Source organism: Microbacterium umsixpiens (assembly GCF_053543675.1).
Map to the genome: position 1 here is coordinate 3,034 of NZ_JBLVOH010000150.1, position 22,882 is coordinate 25,915.

General features: G+C 68.5%; 20 protein-coding genes, 2 tRNA genes and 1 pseudogene. 17 read left to right on the forward strand and 6 right to left on the reverse strand.

Translation table 11 applies throughout. From position 1 onward, the window contains the following. Positions 1-491 (reverse strand): annotated as a pseudogene (locus ACNPM4_RS14690) (hypothetical protein); the annotation flags it as partial. An 85-nt stretch (positions 492-576) separates the two neighbouring features. Here ACNPM4_RS14690 and ACNPM4_RS14695 point away from each other — a divergent pair. From ACNPM4_RS14695 to serA, 3 genes are all read left to right on the forward strand, one after another. Then, a complete protein-coding gene (locus tag ACNPM4_RS14695; RefSeq protein WP_262000836.1) occupies positions 577-1,041 on the forward strand; it encodes a hypothetical protein in 465 nt (154 codons plus the stop codon). Continuing rightward, complete coding sequence (locus ACNPM4_RS14700) at positions 1,038-1,373, forward strand: hypothetical protein (RefSeq protein ID WP_448986134.1); 336 nt, start codon at positions 1,038-1,040, stop codon at positions 1,371-1,373. The genes ACNPM4_RS14695 and ACNPM4_RS14700 overlap by 4 nt, the downstream gene beginning before the upstream one ends. Before the next feature lie 123 nt (positions 1,374-1,496). Next, positions 1,497-3,101, forward strand: coding sequence for a phosphoglycerate dehydrogenase (gene serA / locus ACNPM4_RS14705; protein WP_448986135.1), 1,605 nt, complete (start codon positions 1,497-1,499; stop codon positions 3,099-3,101). Between the two features lie 64 nt (positions 3,102-3,165). Here the strand turns inward: serA and ACNPM4_RS14710 are convergent, their stop codons facing one another. Next, positions 3,166-3,708 (reverse strand): TetR/AcrR family transcriptional regulator, encoded by a 543-nt coding sequence (locus ACNPM4_RS14710; protein WP_262000838.1) that lies wholly within the window; start codon positions 3,706-3,708, stop codon positions 3,166-3,168. Between the two features lie 95 nt (positions 3,709-3,803). Between ACNPM4_RS14710 and ACNPM4_RS14715 the strand changes: the two genes are divergently transcribed. From ACNPM4_RS14715 to ACNPM4_RS14760, 10 genes are all read left to right on the forward strand, one after another. Beyond that, positions 3,804-5,339, forward strand: coding sequence for an MFS transporter (locus ACNPM4_RS14715; RefSeq protein WP_105709822.1), 1,536 nt, complete (start codon positions 3,804-3,806; stop codon positions 5,337-5,339). A 79-nt stretch (positions 5,340-5,418) separates the two neighbouring features. Beyond that, positions 5,419-6,462: a 3-isopropylmalate dehydrogenase gene (locus tag ACNPM4_RS14720; RefSeq protein ID WP_448986136.1), complete on the forward strand. Its 1,044-nt coding sequence runs from the start codon at positions 5,419-5,421 to the stop codon at positions 6,460-6,462. A gap of 60 nt (positions 6,463-6,522) precedes the next feature. Further along, positions 6,523-7,623: a branched-chain amino acid aminotransferase gene (locus ACNPM4_RS14725; protein WP_029263566.1), complete on the forward strand. Its 1,101-nt coding sequence runs from the start codon at positions 6,523-6,525 to the stop codon at positions 7,621-7,623. 29 nt (positions 7,624-7,652) lie between these two features. Further along, positions 7,653-8,429: a fumarylacetoacetate hydrolase family protein gene (locus tag ACNPM4_RS14730; protein WP_448986137.1), complete on the forward strand. Its 777-nt coding sequence runs from the start codon at positions 7,653-7,655 to the stop codon at positions 8,427-8,429. After that, entirely contained in the window at positions 8,426-9,685 is a 1,260-nt protein-coding gene (locus ACNPM4_RS14735; RefSeq protein WP_372466948.1) for an MFS transporter, read from the forward strand. The genes ACNPM4_RS14730 and ACNPM4_RS14735 overlap by 4 nt, the downstream gene beginning before the upstream one ends. Then, complete coding sequence (locus ACNPM4_RS14740) at positions 9,682-10,446, forward strand: class I SAM-dependent methyltransferase (protein ID WP_448986139.1); 765 nt, start codon at positions 9,682-9,684, stop codon at positions 10,444-10,446. The genes ACNPM4_RS14735 and ACNPM4_RS14740 overlap by 4 nt, the downstream gene beginning before the upstream one ends. Positions 10,447-10,499: 53 nt before the next feature. Beyond that, positions 10,500-12,005: a glutamate--tRNA ligase gene (gene gltX, locus ACNPM4_RS14745; RefSeq protein WP_029263562.1), complete on the forward strand. Its 1,506-nt coding sequence runs from the start codon at positions 10,500-10,502 to the stop codon at positions 12,003-12,005. A 98-nt stretch (positions 12,006-12,103) separates the two neighbouring features. Then, a tRNA-Gln gene (locus ACNPM4_RS14750) sits at positions 12,104-12,175 on the forward strand. Between the two features lie 138 nt (positions 12,176-12,313). After that, positions 12,314-12,808 carry a hypothetical protein gene (locus tag ACNPM4_RS14755; protein ID WP_448986140.1) on the forward strand — a complete coding sequence of 165 codons (495 nt, stop codon included), beginning with the start codon at positions 12,314-12,316 and terminating at the stop codon, positions 12,806-12,808. 87 nt (positions 12,809-12,895) lie between these two features. Beyond that, on the forward strand, positions 12,896-13,909 hold the full coding sequence (locus ACNPM4_RS14760) for a DNA topoisomerase IB (protein ID WP_029263560.1): 1,014 nt from the start codon (positions 12,896-12,898) through the stop codon (positions 13,907-13,909). Here the strand turns inward: ACNPM4_RS14760 and ACNPM4_RS14765 are convergent. Together ACNPM4_RS14765 and ACNPM4_RS14770 are read right to left on the reverse strand one after the other, a co-directional pair. After that, the gene (locus ACNPM4_RS14765; RefSeq protein WP_448986141.1) at positions 13,875-14,834 is read right to left on the reverse strand and encodes a hypothetical protein; all 960 of its coding nucleotides are present in this window, start codon (positions 14,832-14,834) and stop codon (positions 13,875-13,877) included. The two genes, ACNPM4_RS14760 and ACNPM4_RS14765, sit on opposite strands and share 35 nt — an antisense overlap. A 50-nt stretch (positions 14,835-14,884) precedes the next feature. Beyond that, on the reverse strand, positions 14,885-15,382 hold the full coding sequence (locus ACNPM4_RS14770) for a hypothetical protein (RefSeq protein ID WP_448986142.1): 498 nt from the start codon (positions 15,380-15,382) through the stop codon (positions 14,885-14,887). Between the two features lie 143 nt (positions 15,383-15,525). Between ACNPM4_RS14770 and ACNPM4_RS14775 the strand changes: the two genes are divergently transcribed. Further along, the gene (locus tag ACNPM4_RS14775; RefSeq protein ID WP_448986143.1) at positions 15,526-17,985 is read left to right on the forward strand and encodes a tetratricopeptide repeat protein; all 2,460 of its coding nucleotides are present in this window, start codon (positions 15,526-15,528) and stop codon (positions 17,983-17,985) included. Between the two features lie 50 nt (positions 17,986-18,035). Then, positions 18,036-20,534, forward strand: coding sequence for an aminopeptidase N (gene pepN, locus ACNPM4_RS14780; protein WP_448986144.1), 2,499 nt, complete (start codon positions 18,036-18,038; stop codon positions 20,532-20,534). Here pepN and ACNPM4_RS14785 read toward each other — a convergent pair. Together ACNPM4_RS14785 and ACNPM4_RS14790 are read right to left on the reverse strand one after the other, a co-directional pair. Beyond that, the gene (locus ACNPM4_RS14785) at positions 20,531-21,061 is read right to left on the reverse strand and encodes a GNAT family N-acetyltransferase (protein ID WP_448986145.1); all 531 of its coding nucleotides are present in this window, start codon (positions 21,059-21,061) and stop codon (positions 20,531-20,533) included. The genes pepN and ACNPM4_RS14785 overlap by 4 nt on opposite strands. Next, a complete protein-coding gene (locus tag ACNPM4_RS14790) occupies positions 21,058-21,696 on the reverse strand; it encodes an MBL fold metallo-hydrolase (protein ID WP_105709831.1) in 639 nt (212 codons plus the stop codon). The genes ACNPM4_RS14785 and ACNPM4_RS14790 overlap by 4 nt, the downstream gene beginning before the upstream one ends. A gap of 149 nt (positions 21,697-21,845) precedes the next feature. Between ACNPM4_RS14790 and ACNPM4_RS14795 the strand changes: the two genes are divergently transcribed. Beyond that, positions 21,846-21,918, forward strand: a tRNA-Glu gene (locus ACNPM4_RS14795). A 149-nt stretch (positions 21,919-22,067) separates the two neighbouring features. Beyond that, positions 22,068-22,880: a hypothetical protein gene (locus ACNPM4_RS14800; RefSeq protein WP_448986147.1), complete on the forward strand. Its 813-nt coding sequence runs from the start codon at positions 22,068-22,070 to the stop codon at positions 22,878-22,880. The last annotated feature ends 2 nt before the right edge of the window (positions 22,881-22,882 follow it).

The following is a 22,882-nucleotide window of genomic DNA, read 5'->3' on the forward strand; positions in this document are numbered from 1 at the left end:
ATGTCCTTGTTGAGGAAGATCAGGATGACGAGGGGGAGGAAGGCGACGATCGCGATGATCGCGCCGAGCTGGTTCTGCACGAAGAACCGTGTCTTGTCGGACTTCCGCGCGGGGTCGAGGCGATTCGCCTTCTTCCAGAGCACGGACCCGGTGATCGAGAGTGCGGCGATCACGACGAGCAGCACGAGGAGTGCGATGAACGCCCACTGCGGGAACGTCGCCGTGACGCCGTGCTCCTCGAGCAGTCCGGTGTCGGGGTTGCGGAGGAGCTGTCCGTCCTCGCCGACGTAGACGCGCTGGCGCAGCAGCCAGAAGATGCCGACGGCTTCGCCGATGATCGCGACGGCCCAGAGCACGGCGGCGATCCAGCGGAAGCGGGTGGCCTTCGCTTTCGCCTCGGGAGTGGGGACCCATCCGGCGGGCGGCTCGGTGTTCGTGCTGCTCGCCGCAGGCCGCTCGACGTCGGCGTTCTTGTTGTCGCTGTCGGCCACGGCGCTCCCCTTTTCCCTCCGGTGCCCGCCATACCGGCTCAAGGCAACCCCGAGCATAGTGGACCGGGTGTCCTACTCTGGGGAGATGACTTCCGATTCCGACGACGCCCTCAGCTGGGAGGGCGACGACGCCGCGGCGCCGCAGGATCGCGCCCTTCCGCACGGCTGGAACGCCGTGGGCAGGGGCAGCGAAGAGGTGGGGACGGTCGAGGATGACGGCACCGTCACCCCCGCTGCGACCGACGAGCCGGCGGGCATGAGCACCATGATGCTGTTGATCCTCGGGGTCGTCGGCGGCGTCTATCTCCTCTACACGATCGGCTGGATCGTCGGCGGACTGCGACTCAAGCCGCTGGCCTCGTTCCTCGTCGACGACGCCATGTTCCTGCCGTGGTTCGTGCTGGCGATCGCCGCGCCCGCGCTGTGGTTCCTCGCGACCTGGGTCCTGACCCGGGGGAGGGCCGCGTGGATCCGCGTCGCCGTGCTGCTCGCGGGCGTGGTCCTCCTCGTTCCCTGGCCCTTCGTCACCGTGGGGGTGATCGGATCGTGAGTGCGTCTTCCGCTCCTCAGCAGGTCTCGGCGGGCTCGCCCCGCTGGCTCGTCGGACTCGTCATCGGGCTGGCAGGGCTGTTCTACGCCTACGCGGTGTGGAACGCCGTCGCACACCTGATCACGATGGCGCAGACCGGATTGACCGGTGGGGGATGGGCGACACTCCTGTTCGGCGTCGCCTTTCCCGCCGTCGTCTTCGCGTTCGCGTTCGTGATCGGTCGACGACGCAATGTCGGAGAGCTCTCCCTGGTGTTCCTCGCGGGACTCGGCATCGTCGCGGTCTTCTGGATGAGCCTCATCGCGCTCAGCCTCACGATGCCCAGCGCCTGAGTCGCACACGGTCACACGGCACGGAGGGCCTCGAGTGCTCGGGTAGAGTTGACGCGATCGCGCCCCCATGGTGTGCGGCGCATCGGCCACTCCCGCCTGCCGCGCTGCCCCGAAGGATCCACTGTGCCGAAGCCCGTCGTGCTCATCGCCGAAGTACTCTCTCCCGCCACCATCGAGGCCCTCGGCCCCGACTTCGACGTCCGCAACGTCGACGGCACCGACCGTGAGGCGCTGTTCGCGGCGCTGGCGGATGCCGATGCCGTGCTGGTCCGCTCGGCGACCCGCATCGATGAGGAAGCGCTCGCCCACGCGCCGAAGCTCAAGGTCGTCGCCCGTGCCGGAGTCGGCCTCGACAACGTCGACATCAAGGCGGCCACGGCTGCCGGCGTCATGGTCGTCAATGCGCCGACCTCCAACATCGTCTCCGCCGCCGAGCTCACGGTCGGCCACATCCTGAGCCTCGCCCGCCGCATCCCCGCCGCGCACGCCTCGCTCTCCGCAGGCGCCTGGAAGCGCAGCTCCTTCACGGGAGCCGAACTCTTCGAGAAGACGGTCGGCATCGTCGGCCTCGGTCGCATCGGTGCGCTCGTCGCCGCGCGCCTTGCCGCTTTCGACATGCGTGTCGTCGCCTACGACCCCTACGTCACCTCGGCGCGCGCCCAGCAGCTCGGCGTGCAACTCCTCTCGCTCGATGAGCTCGTCGCCGAGTCCGACTTCCTCACGATCCACATGCCGAAGACGCCGGAGACCACCGGCATGATCGGTGCCGAGCAGTTCAAGGCCATGAAGCCGACTGCGTTCGTCGTCAACGTCGCGCGCGGCGGCCTGATCGACGAGGAGGCGCTGCACGCCGCCCTCGTCGCGGGAGAGATCGCCGGTGCGGGCCTCGACGTCTTCACCTCCGAGCCCCCCGCAGAGGGTGGCACCGCTCGTCCGCTGCTCGATCTTCCCAACGTCGTCGTCACCCCGCACCTCGGTGCGAGCACCGAGGAGGCGCAGGAGAAGGCCGGCGTCTCGGTCGCCCGATCCGTGCGTCTCGCGCTCGGCGGCGACCTGGTGCCCGACGCGGTCAACGTCGCCGGCGGTGTCATCGACCCGTACGTGCGTCCCGGCATCTCGCTGGTCGAGAAGCTCGGTCAGATCTTCGCGTCGCTGGCGACCTCGCCGCTCACGAGCCTCGATGTCGAGGTGCACGGTGAGCTCAACGACTATGACGTGAGCGTGCTCAAGCTCGCCGCTCTCAAGGGCGTCTTCACGAACATCGTCAGCGAGACCGTCTCCTACGTCAACGCGCCGCTCCTCGCCGACCAGCGCGGCATCGCCGTGCGCCTGCTCAAAGACGACGTGAGCGATAAGTACCGCAACGTGATCACGCTCGCCGGCGCGCTGTCGGACGGGTCCCAGCTGTCGGTGTCGGGCACGCTCACGGGCCCGAAGCAGGCCGAGAAGCTGATCGGCATCAACGATCACGCGCTCGAGCTGCCGATCGAGAAGCACCACGTCGTCATGCTGTACACCGACCGTCCCGGCATCGTCGCGGTCTACGGTCAGAAGTTCGGCGAGGCGGGCATCAACATCGCCGGTATGCAGATCGCCCGCAAGGCGGCCGGTGCGCAGGCACTCAGCGTGCTGACGCTGGACTCGCCGGTGTCCGACGAGCTGCTCGACGACGTGCGCGACGCCATCGACGCCGACCTGTTCCGTCAGATCGAGATCACCGAGGTCTGATCGACGGCTGCAGACAGGAGGGCGGGAGCGTGATGCGCCCGCCCTCTTGCGTGGGTCGGCGCGGTCAGGCCGTCGCCTTCAGGACCAGTGCGATCAGCTCGGCGAGCTCGTCGCTGCGGGGGACCAGGCGCTCGGGCCCGTGCACGTCGAGCGAGTTGTTGAAGTAGAGCCCGTCGCTGACCAGCATCACCAGGTCGAGACTCGCCGTGTCGCGCACGTGCGGACGGATCGTCTCGGCCCACCGTCGCCGCGTGTCGCGGAGCATGTCGGCTGCCGGCACGGATCCGCCCTGCGCGAGTCGGGTCGCGGCGATGAGTGCGCGGTCGAGTGCGTCGTCCTCCATCACCGATGTGCGCACGTAGTACGCGACGGGGCCTTCCTCAGCGGACGACATCCGTTCCAGGTCGAGTGTCGTGAGGTTGTCGAGGCGCTCCATCAGCCCGGCTTCGAGGTCGTCCTTCGAGCCGAAGTGGTAGAGGAGTCCGCCTTTGGACACCCCTGCAGCCTTGGCCGTGGCGTCGAGCGTGGCTGCGCGTTCGCCGTCTTCGATGAGGATCGCTTCGAAGGCGTCGAGCACCTTCTCGCGGGCGAGGGGAGGTCGGGGCATCGTGGATCCTCTGCACAGGGGAGCGGCGGGAATTCTGTTACTATACCATCCGGACGGTTCACTAACGATACCGCCGAAACTGTGAGAGGTGTTCCATGACCCGTACTGCGTCGATCCCGACGACAGAGACGGATGCTCCCCGCGTCGGAGCCCGTGGCTGGGCGGCGCTCGTCGTCCTCATGCTGCCGGTGCTGCTGGTGTCGGTGGACAACACGGTGCTGAGCTTCGCGCTCCCCGAGATCTCCATCGCGCTCGCCCCCACCGGGGCCGAGCAGCTGTGGATCATCGACGTGTACCCCCTGGTGCTCGCCGGGCTCCTGGTGACGATGGGCACGCTGGGCGACCGTTTCGGCCGCCGGAAGATGCTGCTGATCGGTGCGACCGGCTTCGCCGCCGTGTCGGCTCTCGCCGCCTTCGCGCCGACGGCCGGGCTGCTCATCGCCGCCCGCGCGCTCCTCGGCTTCTTCGGCGCCATGCTGATGCCGTCGACCCTCTCGCTGCTGCGCTCGATCTTCCAGAACCGCGACCAGCGCCGCATGGCGATCGCGGTGTGGGCCTCGGCGTTCTCCGCCGGTTCCGCCCTCGGACCCATCGTGGGCGGATTCCTCCTCGAGCACTTCGCCTGGGGATCGGTGTTCCTCATCGCCGTCCCCGTGCTCATCCCGCTCCTGATCGCGGCACCGCTGCTCGTCCCGGAGAGCCGTGACCCGAACCCGGGCCGCATCGACCTGATCAGCATCGCGCTCTCGATGGCGACCATGATCCCCGTCGTCTACGCGATCAAGTCGCTGGCCGTCGACGGACCGAGCCTCACGGCCGGCGCATGGGCTCTGCTCGGCTTCGGCATGGGGTACCTGTTCGTCCGTCGCCAGCTGCGCTCCCGGTCGCCGATGCTCGATATGGCGCTGTTCCGGCGAGGCTCATTCTCCGGGGCGATCCTGGTGAACCTCCTCAGCGTCGTCGCGCTCGTCGGCTTCCTCTACTTCGTGTCGCAGCACCTGCAACTGGTGCTCGGACTGTCGCCGATGATGGCGGGCTTGGCACTCGTCCCCGGCATGCTCGCGATGATCGTCGCCGGCCTCTCGGTCGTGCCCGTCTCGCGCCGCGTGCCGCCGCACATCGTGATCCCGGTCGGACTCGCGTTCTCGGTGGCGGGCTACCTGATCGTGGCATTCACGACCCACGCGCACGGAGTGCTTCCCCTCGTCATCGCCTTCGTCGTGCTCGGCATCGGCATCGGGGCGGCGGAGACGATCTCGAACGAGCTGATCCTCTCCAGTGCCCCCGCGGCGAAGGCCGGCGCGGCGAGTGCCGTCTCCGAGACAGCGTACGAACTCGGCGCCGTGCTCGGCACCGCGGTGCTGGGCGGCATCATCACCGCGTTCTACCGCGGCGCGCTCGTGCTGCCGGAGGGGCTGCCGGCCGATGTGGCGCATGCGGCGGGGGAGACCCTCGCCGGTGCGTACACGGCAGCGCAGGCGCTTCCGGAGCAGCTCGGGACAGCGCTGTGGGATGCGGCTGCTGCCGCATTCGGCTCCGGCGTGATGGTGACGTCGCTGATCGGTGCTGCCCTCGTGGTCCTCGCCGGTGTCATCGCGGCCGTCACACTGCGCAAAGCCCCCTCGCACTGACCAGTACGCTGGGAGGACCGGCCCGCTCGACCCCGTCGGGCCCGGCCGGTCCATCCCCGTGCAGTGCGCAAGGAGTCTCATGTCGCGTGTCGTGAAGCTGGCCGTCATCCCCGGTGACGGCATCGGTCCCGAGGTCATCGCCGAGGCGGAGAAGGTGCTCGACGCCGTCACCGCGTCCAGCGGTGTGGTCTTCGACAAGACCCGTTTCTCGCTGGGTGCCGGGCGCTTCCTCGAGACCGGCGACACCCTCACCGACGACGACCTCGCATCGATCGCCACGAACGATGCGATCCTGCTCGGTGCGGTCGGAGGCACGCCGGGCGACCCGCGTCTGAAGGATGCGAACATCGAGCGGGGACTGCTGCTGAAGCTGCGCTTCACGCTCGACCACTACGTGAACCTGCGTCCGTCGAAGCTCTTCGCGGGCGCGCCCGGCCCCCTGGCGGATCCGGGTGAGATCGACTTCGTCGTGGTCCGCGAAGGTACGGAAGGCCCCTACGTCGGCAACGGCGGTGCGATCCGCAAGGGCACCCCGCAGGAGGTCGCGAACGAGACCTCGGTGAACACGGCCTTCGGTGTGGAGCGCGTCGTGCGCTACGCCTTCGATCTCGCCGAGCGCCGCCGCAAGAAGCTGACTCTCGTGCACAAGACGAACGTGCTCGTGCACGCAGGAGCCATCTGGCAGCGTGTCGTCAACGAGGTCGCCGCCGAGCACCCCGACGTGACCGTCGACTATCTGCACGTCGACGCGGCCACGATCTTCCTGGTCACCGACCCCTCGCGCTTCGACGTGATCGTCACCGACAACCTGTTCGGCGATATCCTCACCGACCTCGCGGGAGCCGTGACCGGCGGTATCGGACTCGCGGCGTCGGGGAACATCAACCCCGACGGCGCGTTCCCCTCGATGTTCGAGCCCGTGCACGGTTCGGCGCCCGACATCGCGGGCCAGCAGAAGGCCGATCCGACCGCGGCGATCCTCTCGATCGCACTGCTGCTCGACCACCTCGGCCTCGCAGGGGAATCCGCACGCGTGAGCGCGGCGGTCGAGGCCGACATCGCCGCACGCACGGCGGCACGAACGACGGCGGAGATCGGCTCCGCGATCACTGCGCGCCTCTGACTGCAGGCGTAGGCTGAACGGGCGCGACGATGCGCCCACCCACGAGGAATGGATGATGAGATGACGACCATCGATGCCGAGGCGACCGTGGCTCCCCTGGAGTTCCTCGTCATGAAGAACCTGAACGCTGTGTCACCCGACCGTCTCGCCGAGGCGCTGGAGAATCCGGGCTTCGGCGTGGTCTTCACCGATCACATGGTCGACATCTGCTGGTCCGCCAAGGGCGGGTGGCACCGCCCGCGCGTGCAGCCGTACGGTCCGATTCCGCTGGACCCCGCCGCATCCGTCCTGCACTACGCGCAGGAGATCTTCGAGGGCATCAAGGCCTATCGTCACGCCGACGGCTCGATCCACACGTTCCGTCCCGACCGCAACGCCGCGCGCCTGCAGGCCAGCGCCCGCCGACTCGCGCTGCCGGAGCTGCCGACCGAGTACTTCATCCAGTCGCTGCGCGAGCTCATCGCCGTCGACGGCCGCTGGGTGCCGACCGGGGCGGACCAGAGTCTCTACCTGCGGCCCTTCATGTTCGCCAAGGAGGCCTTCCTCGGCGTCCGCGCCGCCCAGAAGGTCGCCTACTACGTGATCGCCAGCCCTGCGGGCGCCTACTTCACCGGCGGCGTCAAGCCGGTGCGCATCTGGCTCTCCGAGGAGTACGCTCGCGCGGGCAAGGGCGGCACGGGCAAGGCGAAGACCGGCGGCAACTATGCCTCCAGCCTGCTCGCACAGAGCGAGGCCAGCGCGAAGGGCTGCGACCAGGTGGTCTTCCTCAACGAGAAGCGCGACGTCGAAGAGCTCGGCGGCATGAACGTCGTCTTCGTCTTCAAGGACGGCCGGGTGGTGACACCGGAGTCGGACAGCATCCTCGAGGGCATCACGCGCGACTCGCTGCTGCAGCTCGCGGAGGACCGCGGCTACACGGTCGAGAAGCGTCCGATCTCGATCGACGAGTGGCGTGAAGGCGTGGCTTCCGGAGACATCGTCGAGGTGTTCGCCTGCGGCACCGCGGCAGTCGTCACTCCGATCGGTGCGCTGGTCGGCGACGGGTTCGACGAGCCGCAGCCGCTGGGCGAGCTCGCCCTCTCGCTGCGTGAGGAGCTCACCGACATCCAGTACGGTCGCCGCGAAGACAAGCACGGCTGGCTCCTGCGTCTCGACGCCTGAGCCGCGGGAGCGCTCGGTAGGCTGGATCCATGAAGATCGCCCGGTTCAGCCACGACGAAGCCATCATGTACGGGATCATCGACGAGCGCGAGCTCGTGGTGCTCGCCGGAGACCCGATGTTCACCGGGTACGAGACCACCGGCTCGCGTGTGCCGCTCGCGGATGCTGCGCTGCTCGCCCCGGTGATCCCGCGGTCGAAGGTCGTCTGCGTCGGCAAGAACTACCACGACCACGCCGCCGAGATGGGGGGAGTGGCTCCCGAGGAGCCGCTGCTCTTCCTGAAGCCCAACACCTCGGTGATCGGCCCCGGCGACGCGATCGTGCGTCCGACCCTCTCCGAGCGCACCGAGTACGAGGGTGAGCTCGTCGTGGTGATCGGCAAGATCGCGAAGAACGTGAAGGCCGAGAACGCGCTCGACTACGTGCTGGGCTACACGATCGGGAACGACGTGACCGCGCGTGACCTGCAGCGCAAGGACGGCCAGTGGTCGCGTGCGAAGGGCTTCGACACGTTCTGCCCCCTCGGGCCGGTCATCGAGACCGATTTCGACCCGGCGAACGCCACCATCGAGACCCGCGTCAACGGAGAGGTGCGGCAGCATGCACCTCTGACCGACATGATCCACTCCGTGCCGGCGATCATCGAGTACGCCTCCGCCGTGTTCACCCTGCTGCCCGGAGACGTGATCATGACTGGGACGCCGGCCGGTGTCGGCACGTTCGAGGCCGGCGACGTGGTCGAGGTCGAGATCTCGGGACTGGGCATCCTGCGCAACAGCGTGCGCGACGCCGTACCCGCACCATGAGCGATGTCGCCCTGACGGCGACGCAGCAGGCGACCGTCCAGCGGCGGACCGTACTGGTGCTGTCCTTCGGGCAGGTGCTGGGCGGCATCGCCTTCGGCGCCACGGTGTCGCTCGGCGCTCTTCTGGCGGCGGACATCTCGGGGAACGATGCGCTCTCCGGCCTGGCGACGGCGTCGGTCACGTTGGGAGCGGCGGCGTGCGCCATTCCGCTCGCGCGTCTCGCCGCGCGCGTCGGACGGCGTCGGGCGCTCACCCTCGGCAACCTGTTCGCGCTGGTCGGCATCGCCGTCGTCATCCTCGCCGCCTCGGTGCGGGTCTTCCCCCTGCTGCTGGCGGGCATCCTGATGATCGGCGCCGGCAACGCGGGCAACCTGCAGTCCCGGTTCGCGGCCACGGATCTGGCAGCACCTCAGCATCGCGGCCGTGATCTCTCGATCGTCGTCTGGTCGACGACCATCGGCGGGGTCGCCGGGCCCTTGCTCCTCGGTCCCGGAGAGATCGTGGGGCAGGCGGTCGGCATGCCGCCGCAGACCGGCTCCTATCTGTTCTCGTTCGTCGCGCAGTGTGCGGCTCTGGTGCTGTACCTCGTAGCCCTCCGCCCCGATCCGCTGCTCGCTGCGCAGCGTCTCGCGAAGGTGGCGGCGGCGACGACCGGGGCCGTGGTGCTCGACCGCCCACGTGTGGCGCGCTACGCGATCTTCGCGGTCGCCGGATCCCACGTGGTGATGGCGTCCGTGATGGCGATGACGCCGGTGCATCTGTCGCACATGGCGCACGGCGCGCAGGGCATGGCAGCCACTCCGGCCGATGTGTCCGCGCTCGTCGGCATCACGATCGCTTTGCACGTCGGCGGCATGTACGCCCTGTCGCCCGTGTTCGGCGTGCTCGCCGACCGCTGGGGGCGTCTGCGCGTGGTGCTGTTGGGTCAGGTGCTGCTCGCCGGTGCGCTGGCGTTCGCCGTGTTCACGGGCACGGAGGCCTGGGGCGTGATGGTCGCGCTCATCCTGCTGGGGCTGGGCTGGAGTGCGGCGACGGTCGCCGGTGCCGCACTGCTCACTGAGGCGTCCGCACCGGAGCTGCGCACCCGCAGGCAGGGCCGCAGCGACTCGCTGATGAGCCTCTCGGCGGCAGCCGGATCGGTACTGGCCGGGGTCGTCCTGGCGAACTTCCAGTACGCGGGGCTCGGTGTGGCCGCGTTCATCCTGGTGATCGCGATCGTCGCCCTGTCTCCGCTGGCTCGCTCCGGCACCCGATGAAGGACTGGGCCGGGGTCGGCGAGGTATACGCCGTCTCGTACGCGGACCTGTGCGCCGGAACCTTCCCCGTGATGCGTGACGCGCTGGGTACGCCTGGCGACCGCAACCTGCTCGATGTCGGTGCCGGCGACGGCACACTCGCCGAAACGTGGTCGGTGGGTGGATGGGATGTCACCGCCTGCGAACCGGAGGCGTCGATGCGCGCCGTCTCGCGGCGGCGGCATCCTGCGATCGAGCCGGTCGACGGTGCACTGCCCGATCTTCCGTTCGCCGACGGCACGTTCGACGTCGTCGTCGCGAACTTCGTGCTGAATCACGTCGCCTCGCCACGCGAATCGGCCGCCGAACTGCGCCGGGTGAGTCGCGGCATCGTCATCGCGACCACCTGGACGCTGTCGCCCTCCTGGCTCTGGGCCGAGATCACGGGACGTGCCGGGCTGAAGCCGTTCGCGGGCGCGAGGCTTCCGGCTGCGGAGGATTTCGAGCGGACGCCCGAGGGTTTCGCACGGATGCTGAGGGAGGCGGGCCTGGGCCATGTCGCCGTCGCGGAGCATGAGTGGGCCTGGAACGCGCGACCCGAGGCGCTCTGGGCATCGGTCGAAGGAGGCGTCGCCGGTGCGGGCGCCCTATACGCCGGACTGGATGCGGGCGATCGGCGACGTTTCCGCGCGGCCTTCGACTTCGTCGTCGAGCAGCGGCGGAGAGGTGGCGTTCTGCCCCTCGAGCACCGGGCGGCGATAGCCGTGGCGACGGACGCCTGAACGCCCACCGCCCGCCAGCGGAGACGACCTCGTCCCCGTAGAATCGAAGGGCTATGGCTACCCCTCACCCCCTCACCACGACTGTCAGTGGTGCCGACGTCCGCGTCCGCTTCTGCCCATCGCCGACCGGGCTGCCGCACGTCGGCATGGTCCGCACGGCGCTCTACAACTGGGCGTACGCACGCCACAACGGCGGGAAGATGGTGTTCCGCATCGAGGACACCGATGCCGCCCGCGACAGCGAGGAGAGCTTCCGTCAGCTCGTCGATGCGCTCACCTGGCTCAAGATCGACTGGGACGAGGGTGTCGAGGTCGGCGGACCCCACGCTCCGTATCGGCAGTCCGAGCGCCACGACATCTACCGTGAGGTGATCGACAAGCTCATCGCCACCGGGGCGCTGTACGAGAGCTACTCGACGGCGGAGGAGATCGACGCGCGCAACGAGGCCGCAGGCCGCGCCAAGCAGCTCGGCTACGACAACTTCGACCGCGACCTCACCGACGAGCAGAAGGCGGCGTTCCGCGCCGAGGGCCGCCAGCCCGCCCTGCGCCTGCGCGTGCCGGACGAGGACGTCACCTACGTCGACCTCATCCGCGGCGAGGTCACGTTCCCCGCGGGTTCGTTCCCCGACTTCGTGGTCGTGCGGCCGAACGGCGTGCCGCTGTACACGTTCGTGAACCCTGTCGACGACGCGCTCATGGGCATCACCCACGTCCTGCGCGGCGAAGACCTCATGCCCTCCACCGCGCGCCAGCTCTCGCTGTATGCGGCGCTGATCGACGCCGGTGTCACGACCTTCGTGCCGCGCTTCGCGCACATGCCGCTCGTGCTGGGCGAGACCGGCAACAAGAAGCTCTCCAAGCGCGACCCGCAGGCCGACCTGTTCCTGCACCGCGACCGCGGCTTCATCCCCGAGGGGCTGTTGAACTACCTGGCGCTGCTCGGGTGGTCGATCGGTCCGGACCGCGACGTGTTTTCGCTCGACGAGTTCACCGCGGCGTTCGACATCGAGAACGTCAATCCGAACCCGGCACGCTTCGACCAGAAGAAGGCCGAATCGATCAACGGCGACCACATCCGGATGCTGGGGGAGAAGGACTTCGCCGAGCGGACGATCCCGTATCTCGCGGCGGCCGGCCTCTTCGACGAGCCCACGCATGAGCAGCTCGTGATGGCCTTCCGGGTCGCACCGCTCGTGCAGGAGCGGGTGCAGCTGCTGGGCGAGGTCCCCGGTATGGTCGGGTTCCTGTTCGAGGACGAGGTCTCCTACGCTGAAGACGCTCTCAAGGGTCTGCCGGCGAATGCTGCCGAGGTCCTCGATGCGTGCGTCAGTGCCCTCGAGCCCGTGGAGGATTTCGTGCCCGAGAAGATCCAGGAAGCGCTGGCCACGGCGCTCGTCGAGAAGCTGGAGCTCAAGCCGCGGATCGCTTACGGGCCGCCGCGGGTCGCCATCACCGGCCGTCGGATCTCGCCGCCGCTGTTCGAGTCGATGGAGCTGCTCGGCAAGGATGAGTCCCTGCGTCGTCTGCGGTCGCTCTCGGCATTCCTCGCGAGCTGAGCGCGACGCGCCCGAGCGGCGGTGCGCACCGGTGGTTTTGGTGTTCCGCCGTCGCTCGGGTAAGCTTGAACCTCGGTGCGAGGCTCCGGTTTCGCCCTTGGGGTATGGTGTAATTGGCAACACGGCGGTTTCTGGTTCCGTTGTTCTTGGTTCGAGTCCAGGTACCCCAGCAAGACGAAAACCCCCGCTCAGGCGGGGGTTTCGTCGTTTCCGCGGGTACTGATTCCCGCTGGCGGCAGGCACCTGTCGACGCCGACATCCATCGAACGGACGAGGCCGGCGGGGTTCGCACGCAATAGGCTCCGAGCATGGCCCTGGAGTCTCTCTTCCTCCGTCTCGACCGGATCGCGGGCGGGCGGCAGGCCGGCGTCGCGATCAGCGAGGCCGACCGCACGCACCCCAAAACCGTGCGAGCGTTCACGTGGATCCTCTGGCTCCTCGTCGTCGAACTCGTGATCGGTGTGGGCGCCGTCATCGTCGCGCTGGTGCTGGCGGTCGATGGCGAGTCCGTCTCGTTCGCCGTCTGGATGCGAACTCTGGTCGTCCTCGCGATGACCGCGACATTGTTCTACTTCGCGTGGCGCGCGCAGCACGGCTGGCGATGGGCCTATCAGCGACTGCGACTGTTCGCCCAGATCTTTCCCGTCATCACGCTCGTGATGGCCGCGATCCCCGGCCTGTACCCCCTCTGGATGGTGTCCGAGCAGATCGTCTTCAGTCTGATCATGATCGGCATAGCCGACTTCCTCACGAGCGATCACATGCGCCGCACCTTCGCGCGACCTCCGGCCGCCGCCGAATAGCACGGCGGGGCGCGCGACGCCACTCCCTATCGCTGCACTTCGGAGACCGGCATCCTCGGAGGAGACGACTTCGGGGGAGGAGCACGAATGGCCAGACTGGTTCGAGTCGCACCGGATGAGGATCCGGGCTTCCGACGGGTTCGCTCGGGATCGGGTTTCCGCTACGTCGATCCCGCAGGCGAGACCGCACCGGAGGCGGATCGCGAACGCATCAGCGATCTGGTCATCCCGCCCGCGTGGCACGACGTGTGGATCGCGGCGGACCCGCTCGCGCACATCCAGGCCGTGGGGATCGACGGCGCGGGGCGCAAGCAGTACCTGTACCACCCGCTGTGGCGCGTGAGCCGTGATCGCCGCAAGTTCGTGCGAGCGCTCGACCTTGCGGCCGCGCTCCCCGGTGCCAGAGCTCAGGTGACCAGGGCGCTCAAAGAGGAAGGGCAGACCAAGGAGCGCGCTCTGGCTATCGCCTTCCGCCTGCTCGATGATGCGGCGCTCCGCATCGGCTCCGAGCGATACCTCGTGCGGCACGGCAGCCGTGGGCTCACGACCCTTCGCCGGCGCGACGTGCGCGTGTCCGGCAGCGATGTGGCGTTGTCCTTCCCCGCGAAGAGCGGCCGCACCGCCTCGATCGAGATCACCGACGAGTCGCTCGCCGACGCGCTGACCGATTTCGCCGCAGGGAAGTCAGGAGCCTTCCTTCTGGCCTATCGCCGCGGTCGTCGCCGTGTGCGCATCACTCCCGCCGAGGTCAACACGTACCTCCGCGAGGTGACGGGGGCGTCTTTCACGGCCAAGGACTTCCGTACCCTGCACGGGACCGTCATCGCGGCCGATGCACTCGCCCGGATCGGCGAACTCGACCGGCGCAAGGATCGGGACCAGGCCGAGCGACTCGCCGTGCAGGCGGCCGCGACCGCGCTCGGGAACACGACTGCCGTCGCGCGCGGCAGCTACATCGATCCGCGGGTCTTCCGTCAGTACGCACGGGGACGCACGCTGGACCTCTCGGTGACGCCGGAGACGGCCATACGGCGGCTCCTGGGCGGGCCGGAGATCTCGAAGAAGGTCACCCGGCGAGCTGCAGCCAGACGACAGCGATGAGCATCGGGATGAGTGGTGTGGCCACCGCGACGATCACCGGCCACCACCGGATGCGGGTGTCCACGCTCCGGGCGCGCTCCGTGAGCGTGTCGCCGTCGCGGCGATGGGACTGCGGGTCGAGAGGTTCCGCTGCCTCGTCGCGGTACAGCAGCGTCCGTCGTCCGAACCGATCGTGCAGCGCGGCGATCACGGTGAGGAATCTGTGGAGCTCGCTCTCGTCGGTGAGGTCGACCGCAGGAAGGTACAGGTGCAGCGTGCTGTCGACGATCTCCAGATCGAGGTCGGCGCTCTCATCGAGAAGGATCGCCATCAGATCGGGTGTGAGCACATACAGCGCGTCGGTCTCGTAACCGTGCGGGACGGACACCTCGAACACATCGCTGAAGTTGCCCTCCAACCGCAGCTGCGAGCGGCCGGTCGGTCGTCGCGGAAGCACACTGAGCGCTCCACCGCCCCGACGCGAGCGGAGCGTGATCCTCGGCGCTTCCGACGGGAGGGGGATACGCACGGCGCGCACGGTATGCGTCGTCGCTCCCTCGCGGTCGCCGACGACGAAGATGCGCTCGACGCTGTCGAACGGGAGGCTGGTGTGGAGTGCATCGAGGTGGTCCTGGGCGGTGCGGCTCCCACGGTCTATCTGCTCGTCGATGGATCCGCCCCAGATACGGTCGCCGTTGTCTGCGCGGTACGTCCACCCGAGCGCCTGCGCGATGGCTTCGAGGTTCGCGCGTCGCCGTCGATGCTGCACGACTGCGAAGGTCGAGGTGGCGACGAGTACAGCGCCCGCGACGATCGTCGCCAGCTGTGCGAGGAGCAGGGCGGCACCATCGAGCCCGAAACCCACAGGCAGCAGATAGAACGCGACGCCGGCGGCGATCGCCAGATAGGCCGCCGACGCGGCGATCAGCCGGAAACCGCCCCGCACGGGGGTTCCTGCGTGTGGGGCGGACGTCGGTTCCGAGTGCGCGAGCACCGTCAGGGCTTGTAGACGATGGCGATGTTCAGCTGGCCGTTGTCGCGCGCCCAGGCGAGCCAGCGCGGTTCGTTCAGCCCGTTGAGACGCTGGATCGGGATGACGTAGATGCCCTGATCGATCCGGCTCAGCGCGCGGAACTCCGGCTTCTTAAAGATCCAGATGGTGCCCCCGCCGTCCCACGGCTCGAGGCACGAGTACACATACCCGTGCTCGCGGAGGTTGATCCGGTCGGTCAGGCTCTCGGCCTGCTGTCGGAGCTCGGCGACGACGTCGGCGGGCACCGTGCCGTCCAGGGTGAACGCGGCGACGTCGTACACGTTGCCCTCGCCGAAGTCCCGCGTCGTGAGGATGGTCAGTTCCGTGACCCCCTTGTCGGAGGTGCGGGTCCACAGCGCGTGCGAGTTCTTCGCACGCTTGTTCATCAGGAACCCGCCGAAGTTCACCTTCTGGAACGAGAAGTCGTCGAGCTTCGCGGCGATCTCTGCGCGTGTCGTCATGGGGAGTGTCTCCTTGTCCGGGAGGTCGGGCGGCCTCTCCGTCGAGCGAGCCTAGGTGCCCGCCACCGGGCGCCGTCGGACCCCGAACGAGCCCGAACGACGCGCCGGCTGAGCGCCGCCGCAGCCTGCCATAGGCTCGACTCATGCCCGCCCCGCGCACCCTCGACGAGCTCTGCAGCGGGCTGGGGCGGATGCGCGCGGATGCCGGATCCCCTTCGTACGCGGAGATCGCACGGCGCATCGGACGGTTGCGCGGGGGAGCGGAACCGGCGAAGGTCACGGTCTACGACTGCTTCCGTCCCGGTCGACGACGGGTGGATGATCGGCTCGTCGGAGACATCGTCCGGGCGCTCGGTGGCGAGGAGGCCGAATCGGAACGCTGGAGCGAGACGGCGCGCGTGCTCAACGGCGAGCGATCCGGAGTGCACATCGAGGTGACGCATGCTCCGCGGAACGCTCCTGGCGCGGAGATCGGTCGAGAGGCGCTGTTGGCCTCTGTGCCTGCGGCGGATGTCCTGGTTCTCACCGGGCTGCCGGGCGCCGGGAAGAGCACCTTCGCCTCCGCACTGGTCGGCAGGGACTCCGTGCTCACGGTGCAGTTGCGCGAATCCGAGTCGGACCGCCCACGCGCCGACCCCATCGACATCCTGCGGCGCATGCTGGGCGCGCTCGGAGTCCGTTCGCTGCCCTACGAGCTGCCCCGCCTGCGCGAGATATTGCAGGTCACCGCGCGCGGTACGACCGTGATCGTGGAAGACGCGGGTGATGCCCGGCGCTTCGCCGCACTGATCGTCCCCGGGGTGCGGTACGTCGTGACCTCCCGGGTCGACCTCGCCGATCTGGAGCAGCGTGTGCGACCGCAGACGCTCACCATCGCTCGGGTCATCGTTCCGCCGATGACGGACACCGACGCGCAACGGCTCCTCGCGCATCTCATCACGGTCGAGGGGACGGCGGCGCCTCTGCCCCACTCGGAGATCGACGTCGGTGCAGACGCGCTCCGGCGCATAGTGGCCGTCGGTGGCGGTCTTCCGCTCGACCTCGTGATGCTCGCGGGCATAGTCCGTGAGCACGAGGGCTGGTCGTTCCAGGATCTCGCCTCGCGTTTCGAACACGAGCCGCGCGATGCGCGGATCCGTCCCGTGCTCGAAGCCGCCACCCGCTCGTTGTCGCAGAGTGAGGCCGATCTGCTGGCGGACGCTGCGCTGTTGGACAGGGACATCGACGCCGAGGTGCTGCTCGCTGCCGGCGGTCCGTCGGCGGAAGCCGATCTGCAGCGCCTTCATGGTCGTCATCTCGTCGAACTCCGCGACGGACACGTGCAGATCCACGCCACGGTGTTCGCGTTCGCCGCGGAGAGATCACGCTCGCTTCGCCCCTCGTCGGAGCGCCGGACGTTCGTGCGCACAGCAGCGGCCGCGGTGCTCGAGCGGATCCGCTCCGATCCCGACTACGCGGCGCGGGAGGTGGTGACCGTGCTCGCCGTCGCCGCGGCGGCTCGAGAGCATGCCGCCGATTCCGCGGTCGAACAGCTCGCCATCGAAGCGCACCCCGGGCTCTCCCGGTGGTCGATGTGGAACGAGTCGCTGCGCCTGCATGACCTCGCAGCGCGGGGAGAGGGACTCGACCTCGTGCCGGAGATCGCCCTGGGCGTCGCGCACTGCGCCGAGAAGCTCGGGCGTCTGGACGAAGCGCTGATCACGCTGCATCGGGTACGACGCATCGCCACCGGGGTGTCGCTCGCGCGCACGTGGAATCAGATCGGCAACGTCCAACGGTGGATGAGCCATCTCGAAGAGGCGCTGCGGTCGTACGAGCTCGCGATCGGACACGCGCGGGCGGCCGGGGATCGGATCGTGGAGGGGCGGGCGACGGGCAATCATGCCGATACGCTGCGCATCCTCGCCCGCTACCCGGAGGCACGCGACCGTTACGCGGTGGCGCTGACGATGGCGCAGGAAGAGGGCGACGATCTCAACGTCGCGGTCGTTCGCGGTAACCGGCCGCTGCTCCTCCTGGCGATCGGGCAGCTCGATGACGCGGCCGCCGAGCTGCAGAGGCTGCTCGACGAGTCGAGCGTCGACTCGCTGCCGTTCGTGCGCAGGACCTTGGCACTGGTGGCGGAGGCGACGGGAGACGACGTGCGCGCTCGCGAGTTGTGCGCGACCGCGAGACAGAGCCTGCGGACAGCGGGGGAGTTCGCGACCTCGGCGGACCTCGACCTGCTGGAAGCGCGAATGGACGGGCGCGCCGGCGACCTCGTGAGAGCGCGAACCGCCGCCGAACGAACCCTGCGCGAGGCGGAACGCGCCGGCTCGCCCCTGATCGCGACCGAGGCGGCGAATTCACTGGCCGAGATCCTGGTGGGTGCTGCGGCGATCGACTCGAGCGCAGCCCGCCCGCTGCTCGACGATGCGGCACGGCACGCCGAGGAAGCACGCAGCATCGCCGAGGCGACTGGAGATCGTGCGGAGGTGGCGCGCAGTGACGGCGTCCTCTCGTCGATCGCGGCTGTGCGGGGCGATGAGGCGTCGGCTGAGGCACTCGCGGCGGCCTCGGCGCAGCTCTACGCGGAGATCGGCCATCGCCTGCGCGACGAGTGAGGCGTGAAGATGGGGCCGTCTGCGTCTCGTCCGGATGCCAGGATGGAGGGATGGACACCGCCAACCTCACCCGGGAGGAGACCGCCGCGCGATCCGCAGTGGTCACTCTGCACCGCATCCGTGTCGAACTGGATCTGACGGGGGCGCCCGAGCGGGCGCGCACCGGCTTCTCGACCGTGACGACGCTCGAGTTCGATGCCACGGCGGAGTCGACCTGGCTCGACTTCATCGGCGAAGAGGTGCGCCGTGTCGAGGTGAACGGCGTTGACCAGGATGTCGTGTGGGACGGAGCACGGATCACGCTCACCGGCCTTGCTGCCGCCAACGTGGTCCGCGTCGAGGCGGTCGGGGCATACAGCCGCTCCGGCGAGGGACTGCACCGCTTCCACGATCCGGCCGACGACGAGACGTACCTGTACACGCAGTACGAACCCGCGGATTCACGTCGTGTCATGGCGTGCTTCGAGCAACCCGATATGAAGGCCGAGTACACCTTCGTCGTCGACTCGCCCTCCGAGTGGGAAGTGCTCTCCAACCAGGCCGCGGTGCACACCGACCTCGGCGTCGGGGTGCAGCGGGTGGAGTTCGCCCCGACCCTGCCGATTTCGAGCTACATCACTGCGGTCGCCGCCGGCCCCTACACGCGTGTCGACGGCGAGTGGCGGCGCGACGAGCAGCAGATCCGCCTCGGCGTCTTCGTCCGCCGGTCGCTGGCGCCCCACCTGGACGCCGACGAGATCCTCGAGGTCACCCGGCAGGGACTGGACTTCTTCACCGACGCCTTCGCCTACCCGTACCCGTGGGGCAAGTACGACCAGATCTTCGTCCCCGAGTACAACCTCGGTGCGATGGAGAACCCGGGCCTGGTGACGTTCACGGAGTCGTATCTCTCCCGGGGCGCGGCGACGGATGCGCAGCGCGCCGCACGGGCGAACACGATCCTGCACGAGATGGCCCACATGTGGTTCGGCGACCTCGTCACGATGACCTGGTGGGACGACCTGTGGCTCAAGGAGTCGTTCGCCGACTACATGGGTGCGCACGCCTCCGCGGTAGCCACCCGATTCCAGGACGCCTGGGTGAAGTTCGCCGCGAGCCGAAAGGCCTGGGCGTATCAGCAGGACCAGCTGCCCACGACGCATCCGATCGTGGCGGACATCACCGATCTCGAGGCCGCGAAGCTGAACTTCGACGGGATCACCTACGCCAAGGGTGCCGCGGTCCTCAAGCAGCTGGTCGCCTTCGTCGGCGATGACGCGTTCTTCGAGGGTGCTCGGCGCTACTTCGCTGCGAATGCGTTCGGGAACACCACGCTCGACGACTTCCTGGTGCAGCTCAGTGCCGTCTCCGGCCGCGACATGAGCGACTGGTCGGCGGCATGGCTGCAGACTTCCGGTGTGTCGACGCTGTGGACCGAGACGGATGACGACGGTCGGAGCTTCCTCGTCCAGACCGATCCGCGTCCGCACCGACTGCGCATCGGCCTGTACGAGCGCCTGGACGGGAGCGTCGTCCGTCGCGAGCAGCAGGAACTCGACCTGATCGGCGAGCGGACCCCGCTGGATCTGCCCGAAGCCGATCTGGTGCTCCTCAACGACGACGACCTCACGTATGCCAAGGCGCGGCTCGACGAGCGGTCGCTGCGCACGGTCGAGGTGTCGCTGTCGGAGATCGAGGAGCCGCTGGCGCGGGCACTGGTGTGGTCGTCGCTGTGGAACGCCACGAGGGACGGTGAGCTCGATGCGGCGCGGTACGTGGCGATCGTGCGTACGCACGGCCCCGCGGAGTCCAACATCGGGCTGCTGGCGGGTGTCCTCGCGAACGCCGCGTACGCCATCCGGCACTTCGTGGCGGATGCGGACCGTGCTGCGGAGCAGCGCGGCTGGACGGATACCGTGTGGAGCGCGCTGCAGGCCGCCGACGCGGGCAGCGACGCGCAGCTGTCCTGGGCGCGGGCGCTCGCGACCGCATCCGCATTCGACGACGCGCACCACGAGCAGGTGCGGGCTCTGCTCGACGGCGACGTACCCGCGGGGCTCGTGGTCGACCCCGATCTGCGCTGGCAGTTGCTGACGGCGCTCGTCACGACGGGGCACGCCGACCTCGCCGACATCAGCGCCGAGCAGGAGCGTGACGACACGGGCAGCGGGCGCACGGCAGCGCGACGAGCACGGTCATCGCGCCCGGACGCCGCCGTGCGGCGCGAGGCCTGGGACTCCGCCTGGAGCGACCTCTCGCTCAGCAACGATCACCTCGACGCCGAGATCGAAGGATTCCGCGCCGGTGGCCGCCGCGATCTGACCGAGGTCTTCGACGCGGAGTACTTCGCCCGTATCTCGGGAGTCTGGGGTGATCGCAGCATCGAGATCGCGCGTCGGCTGGTCCTCGGGTTCTTCCCCGCGGCCGATTCGCTGAGTGCCGTCGATGTCTGGATCGCCGAGAACGCGGCGGCGCCCGCGGCGCTGCGGCGGCTCATCGTCGAGCAGCGCGATCATCTGGAGCGCGATCTCCGGGTGCGCGCCGCGCAGGGCGCCACTTCACGCGGCTAAGCGGGAGCGACCTGCATCCCCATGACCGTGCGCACGATCCACGGGTGCGCACGGTCATCGTCGATGTGAGTCATCCCGAGATTCTCCGCAACGCCGCGTGAGGCGTCGTTGGCGGGATGGATGATCGCGGTGAGCAGCGTCGGTGCGAACTCCCGAGCGACCAGCTCGACACACGCGCGCGCTGCCTCGGTCGCGTACCCCCGGCGCTGCATCGACCGGCGCACCTGATAGCCGACCTCCAGCACCGGATCGCCGTTCACGGACTGCCAGGTCAGACCGCAGTCGCCGACGAACTCGCCTTCGCGTGTCTCGATGATCCACAGCCCGTGGCCGTGCTCCCGATAGCTCTTCTGCATGCGCGCGATCCACTCGGCGCTCTCGGCGCGGCTCTTGGGCGCCGGATAGAACGCCATCACCTCCGGGTCGCCGAGCAGGTCGGCCATCAGGTCCAGGTCGTCCTCCGTCATCTCCCGGAAGACGAGTCGCTCGGTCGCCGGAGGGAGGAGGCGTCGTACCGCGCCGCTCACAGATCGAGCGATTCGCCGGGCTCCAGGACGAAGAACTCGCCGCCGCCCTGCTCGGTCGCCCACTGCAGCCGCTGGCGGTGCATGTTCTTCCCGATGACGGAGAGCGTCATGTCGTGGGTGCCGAAGGCGCGACGCGGCGCGACAGCGAGCACGTAGTCCATCGCCTCGCCGATCTTCAGCCAGGGCGCTCCGAGCGGCGCAGCGAGCGTGCCGACGTCGATCCCCTCCGGAACCGCATAGGAATCGCCGGGGTAGTAGAGCTCATCGTTCACCAATACGCCGACGTTCTCGACGACGGGCAGCGACGAGTGGATGACCTCGTGCGTGCCGCCGAAGAATCGGAGCGAGAAGTCGCCCACCTCGATGGTGTCCCCGGGGGAGACGACCGTGATGTCGTATCCCTCCGCCGCACGAGCCACCCCGGACGGCGCGAAGATCGGCGTGCCGGGTGCCCCGCGCAAGAGGCGGTCGAAGTGATCGGAGGTCCAGTGGTCGGGGTGCTCGTGGGTGATCACGATCCCGATCAGACCGTCGAGATCCACCAGCGGTGCGGTGAAGGAGCCCGGATCGATCAGCAGGGTCTTCCCGCCGGCATCGAGGCGGAGGGCGGCATGTTCGAACTTGGTGACGCGCATGAGATGAGTCAACTCCTTCATCCGGCGCACGGCAAACGGATTCTTCGCGCCACGCCCGGGAGTCAGGTCGGGGCGGCGTCGATTTGGCGGACCGAGAAATGCCATGGCATACTTGAACGGTTGTCGCGCGACGGAAACGTCCGCCAGACGGCCCCATCGTATAGCGGCCTAGTACGCTGCCCTCTCACGGCGGTAACGCGGGTTCGAATCCCGCTGGGGTCACAACTAAGAATGAGCCCCCGATACCTTGAAAACAAAGGGATCGGGGGCTTTTTCGTTTCCCGGCTCGGGTCTCGGTGGACAGTCTGCGCAGCCGTTTTGGACACACTTTGGACACACGGGCGAACAATCGCTCTCGGTAGAGTTCGGGTATGGCGAGCAGCGGAGACACACCCAAGAAGGTCTACGAGAAGAAGTGGGTCGAACGGAGTGCGGGCAGCACGCTCGCGCAGTCCCGCAGGGTCGAAGGCGCTCACGCTCCGTTCGCGCGTGGTGAGACCGGCATCAACGAGCAGGTCATCCTCCACGGCAAGAAGCCGAAGACGCCCGGAAGTGGGAGCGGCGCAATAGCCGAGTTCCTGACGGAGGTCGCGATCGCGGCTGCGGTGATCGGGGCTCAGGCGTTCATCGACAAAGGCATCCCTGCGATCAAGCAACGGCTCGCTGATCGACGCGCGGCGAAGATCGCGGCAGCAACCACCGAGGAGCCCGACACGGTCGTCGCCGTCGTAGATGCGCACGACGCCGTTGACGACGTTGGCACGGAGGTCTCCGAGACCGGAGCAGAGATCGACACCCAGCAGTGGTATCAACTCTTCTTCGAAGCCGTTGCGCACGGCGCGGCTGGCAGCGCACACCAGGCGATCAGCGCCGAACGGTGGGCGTTCCTTGCATCCGCACATGTCGTAGACGACGAAGAGACTCAGGCTCTTGCGAGTGCGATGCGTGAGATCACCCCCGAGCAGCTTCGCGATCGGCTCGATCGCGCGCTGGAGCAGCACCCAGAACTCGCGACCGAAGACCCGGCGACGGTGATGCGCAGGCTCTTCGGTGACGACGAGGATGCAGTGCTGCTTCCGCTCCCGGTCGAAGGGGCGGGCGACACTTCTGGAGATGGGCGACAGACCTTCGAGATCATCGAGTCGACCGTCGAGAACGACGATGACGAGACCGACAAGGCGTAGTC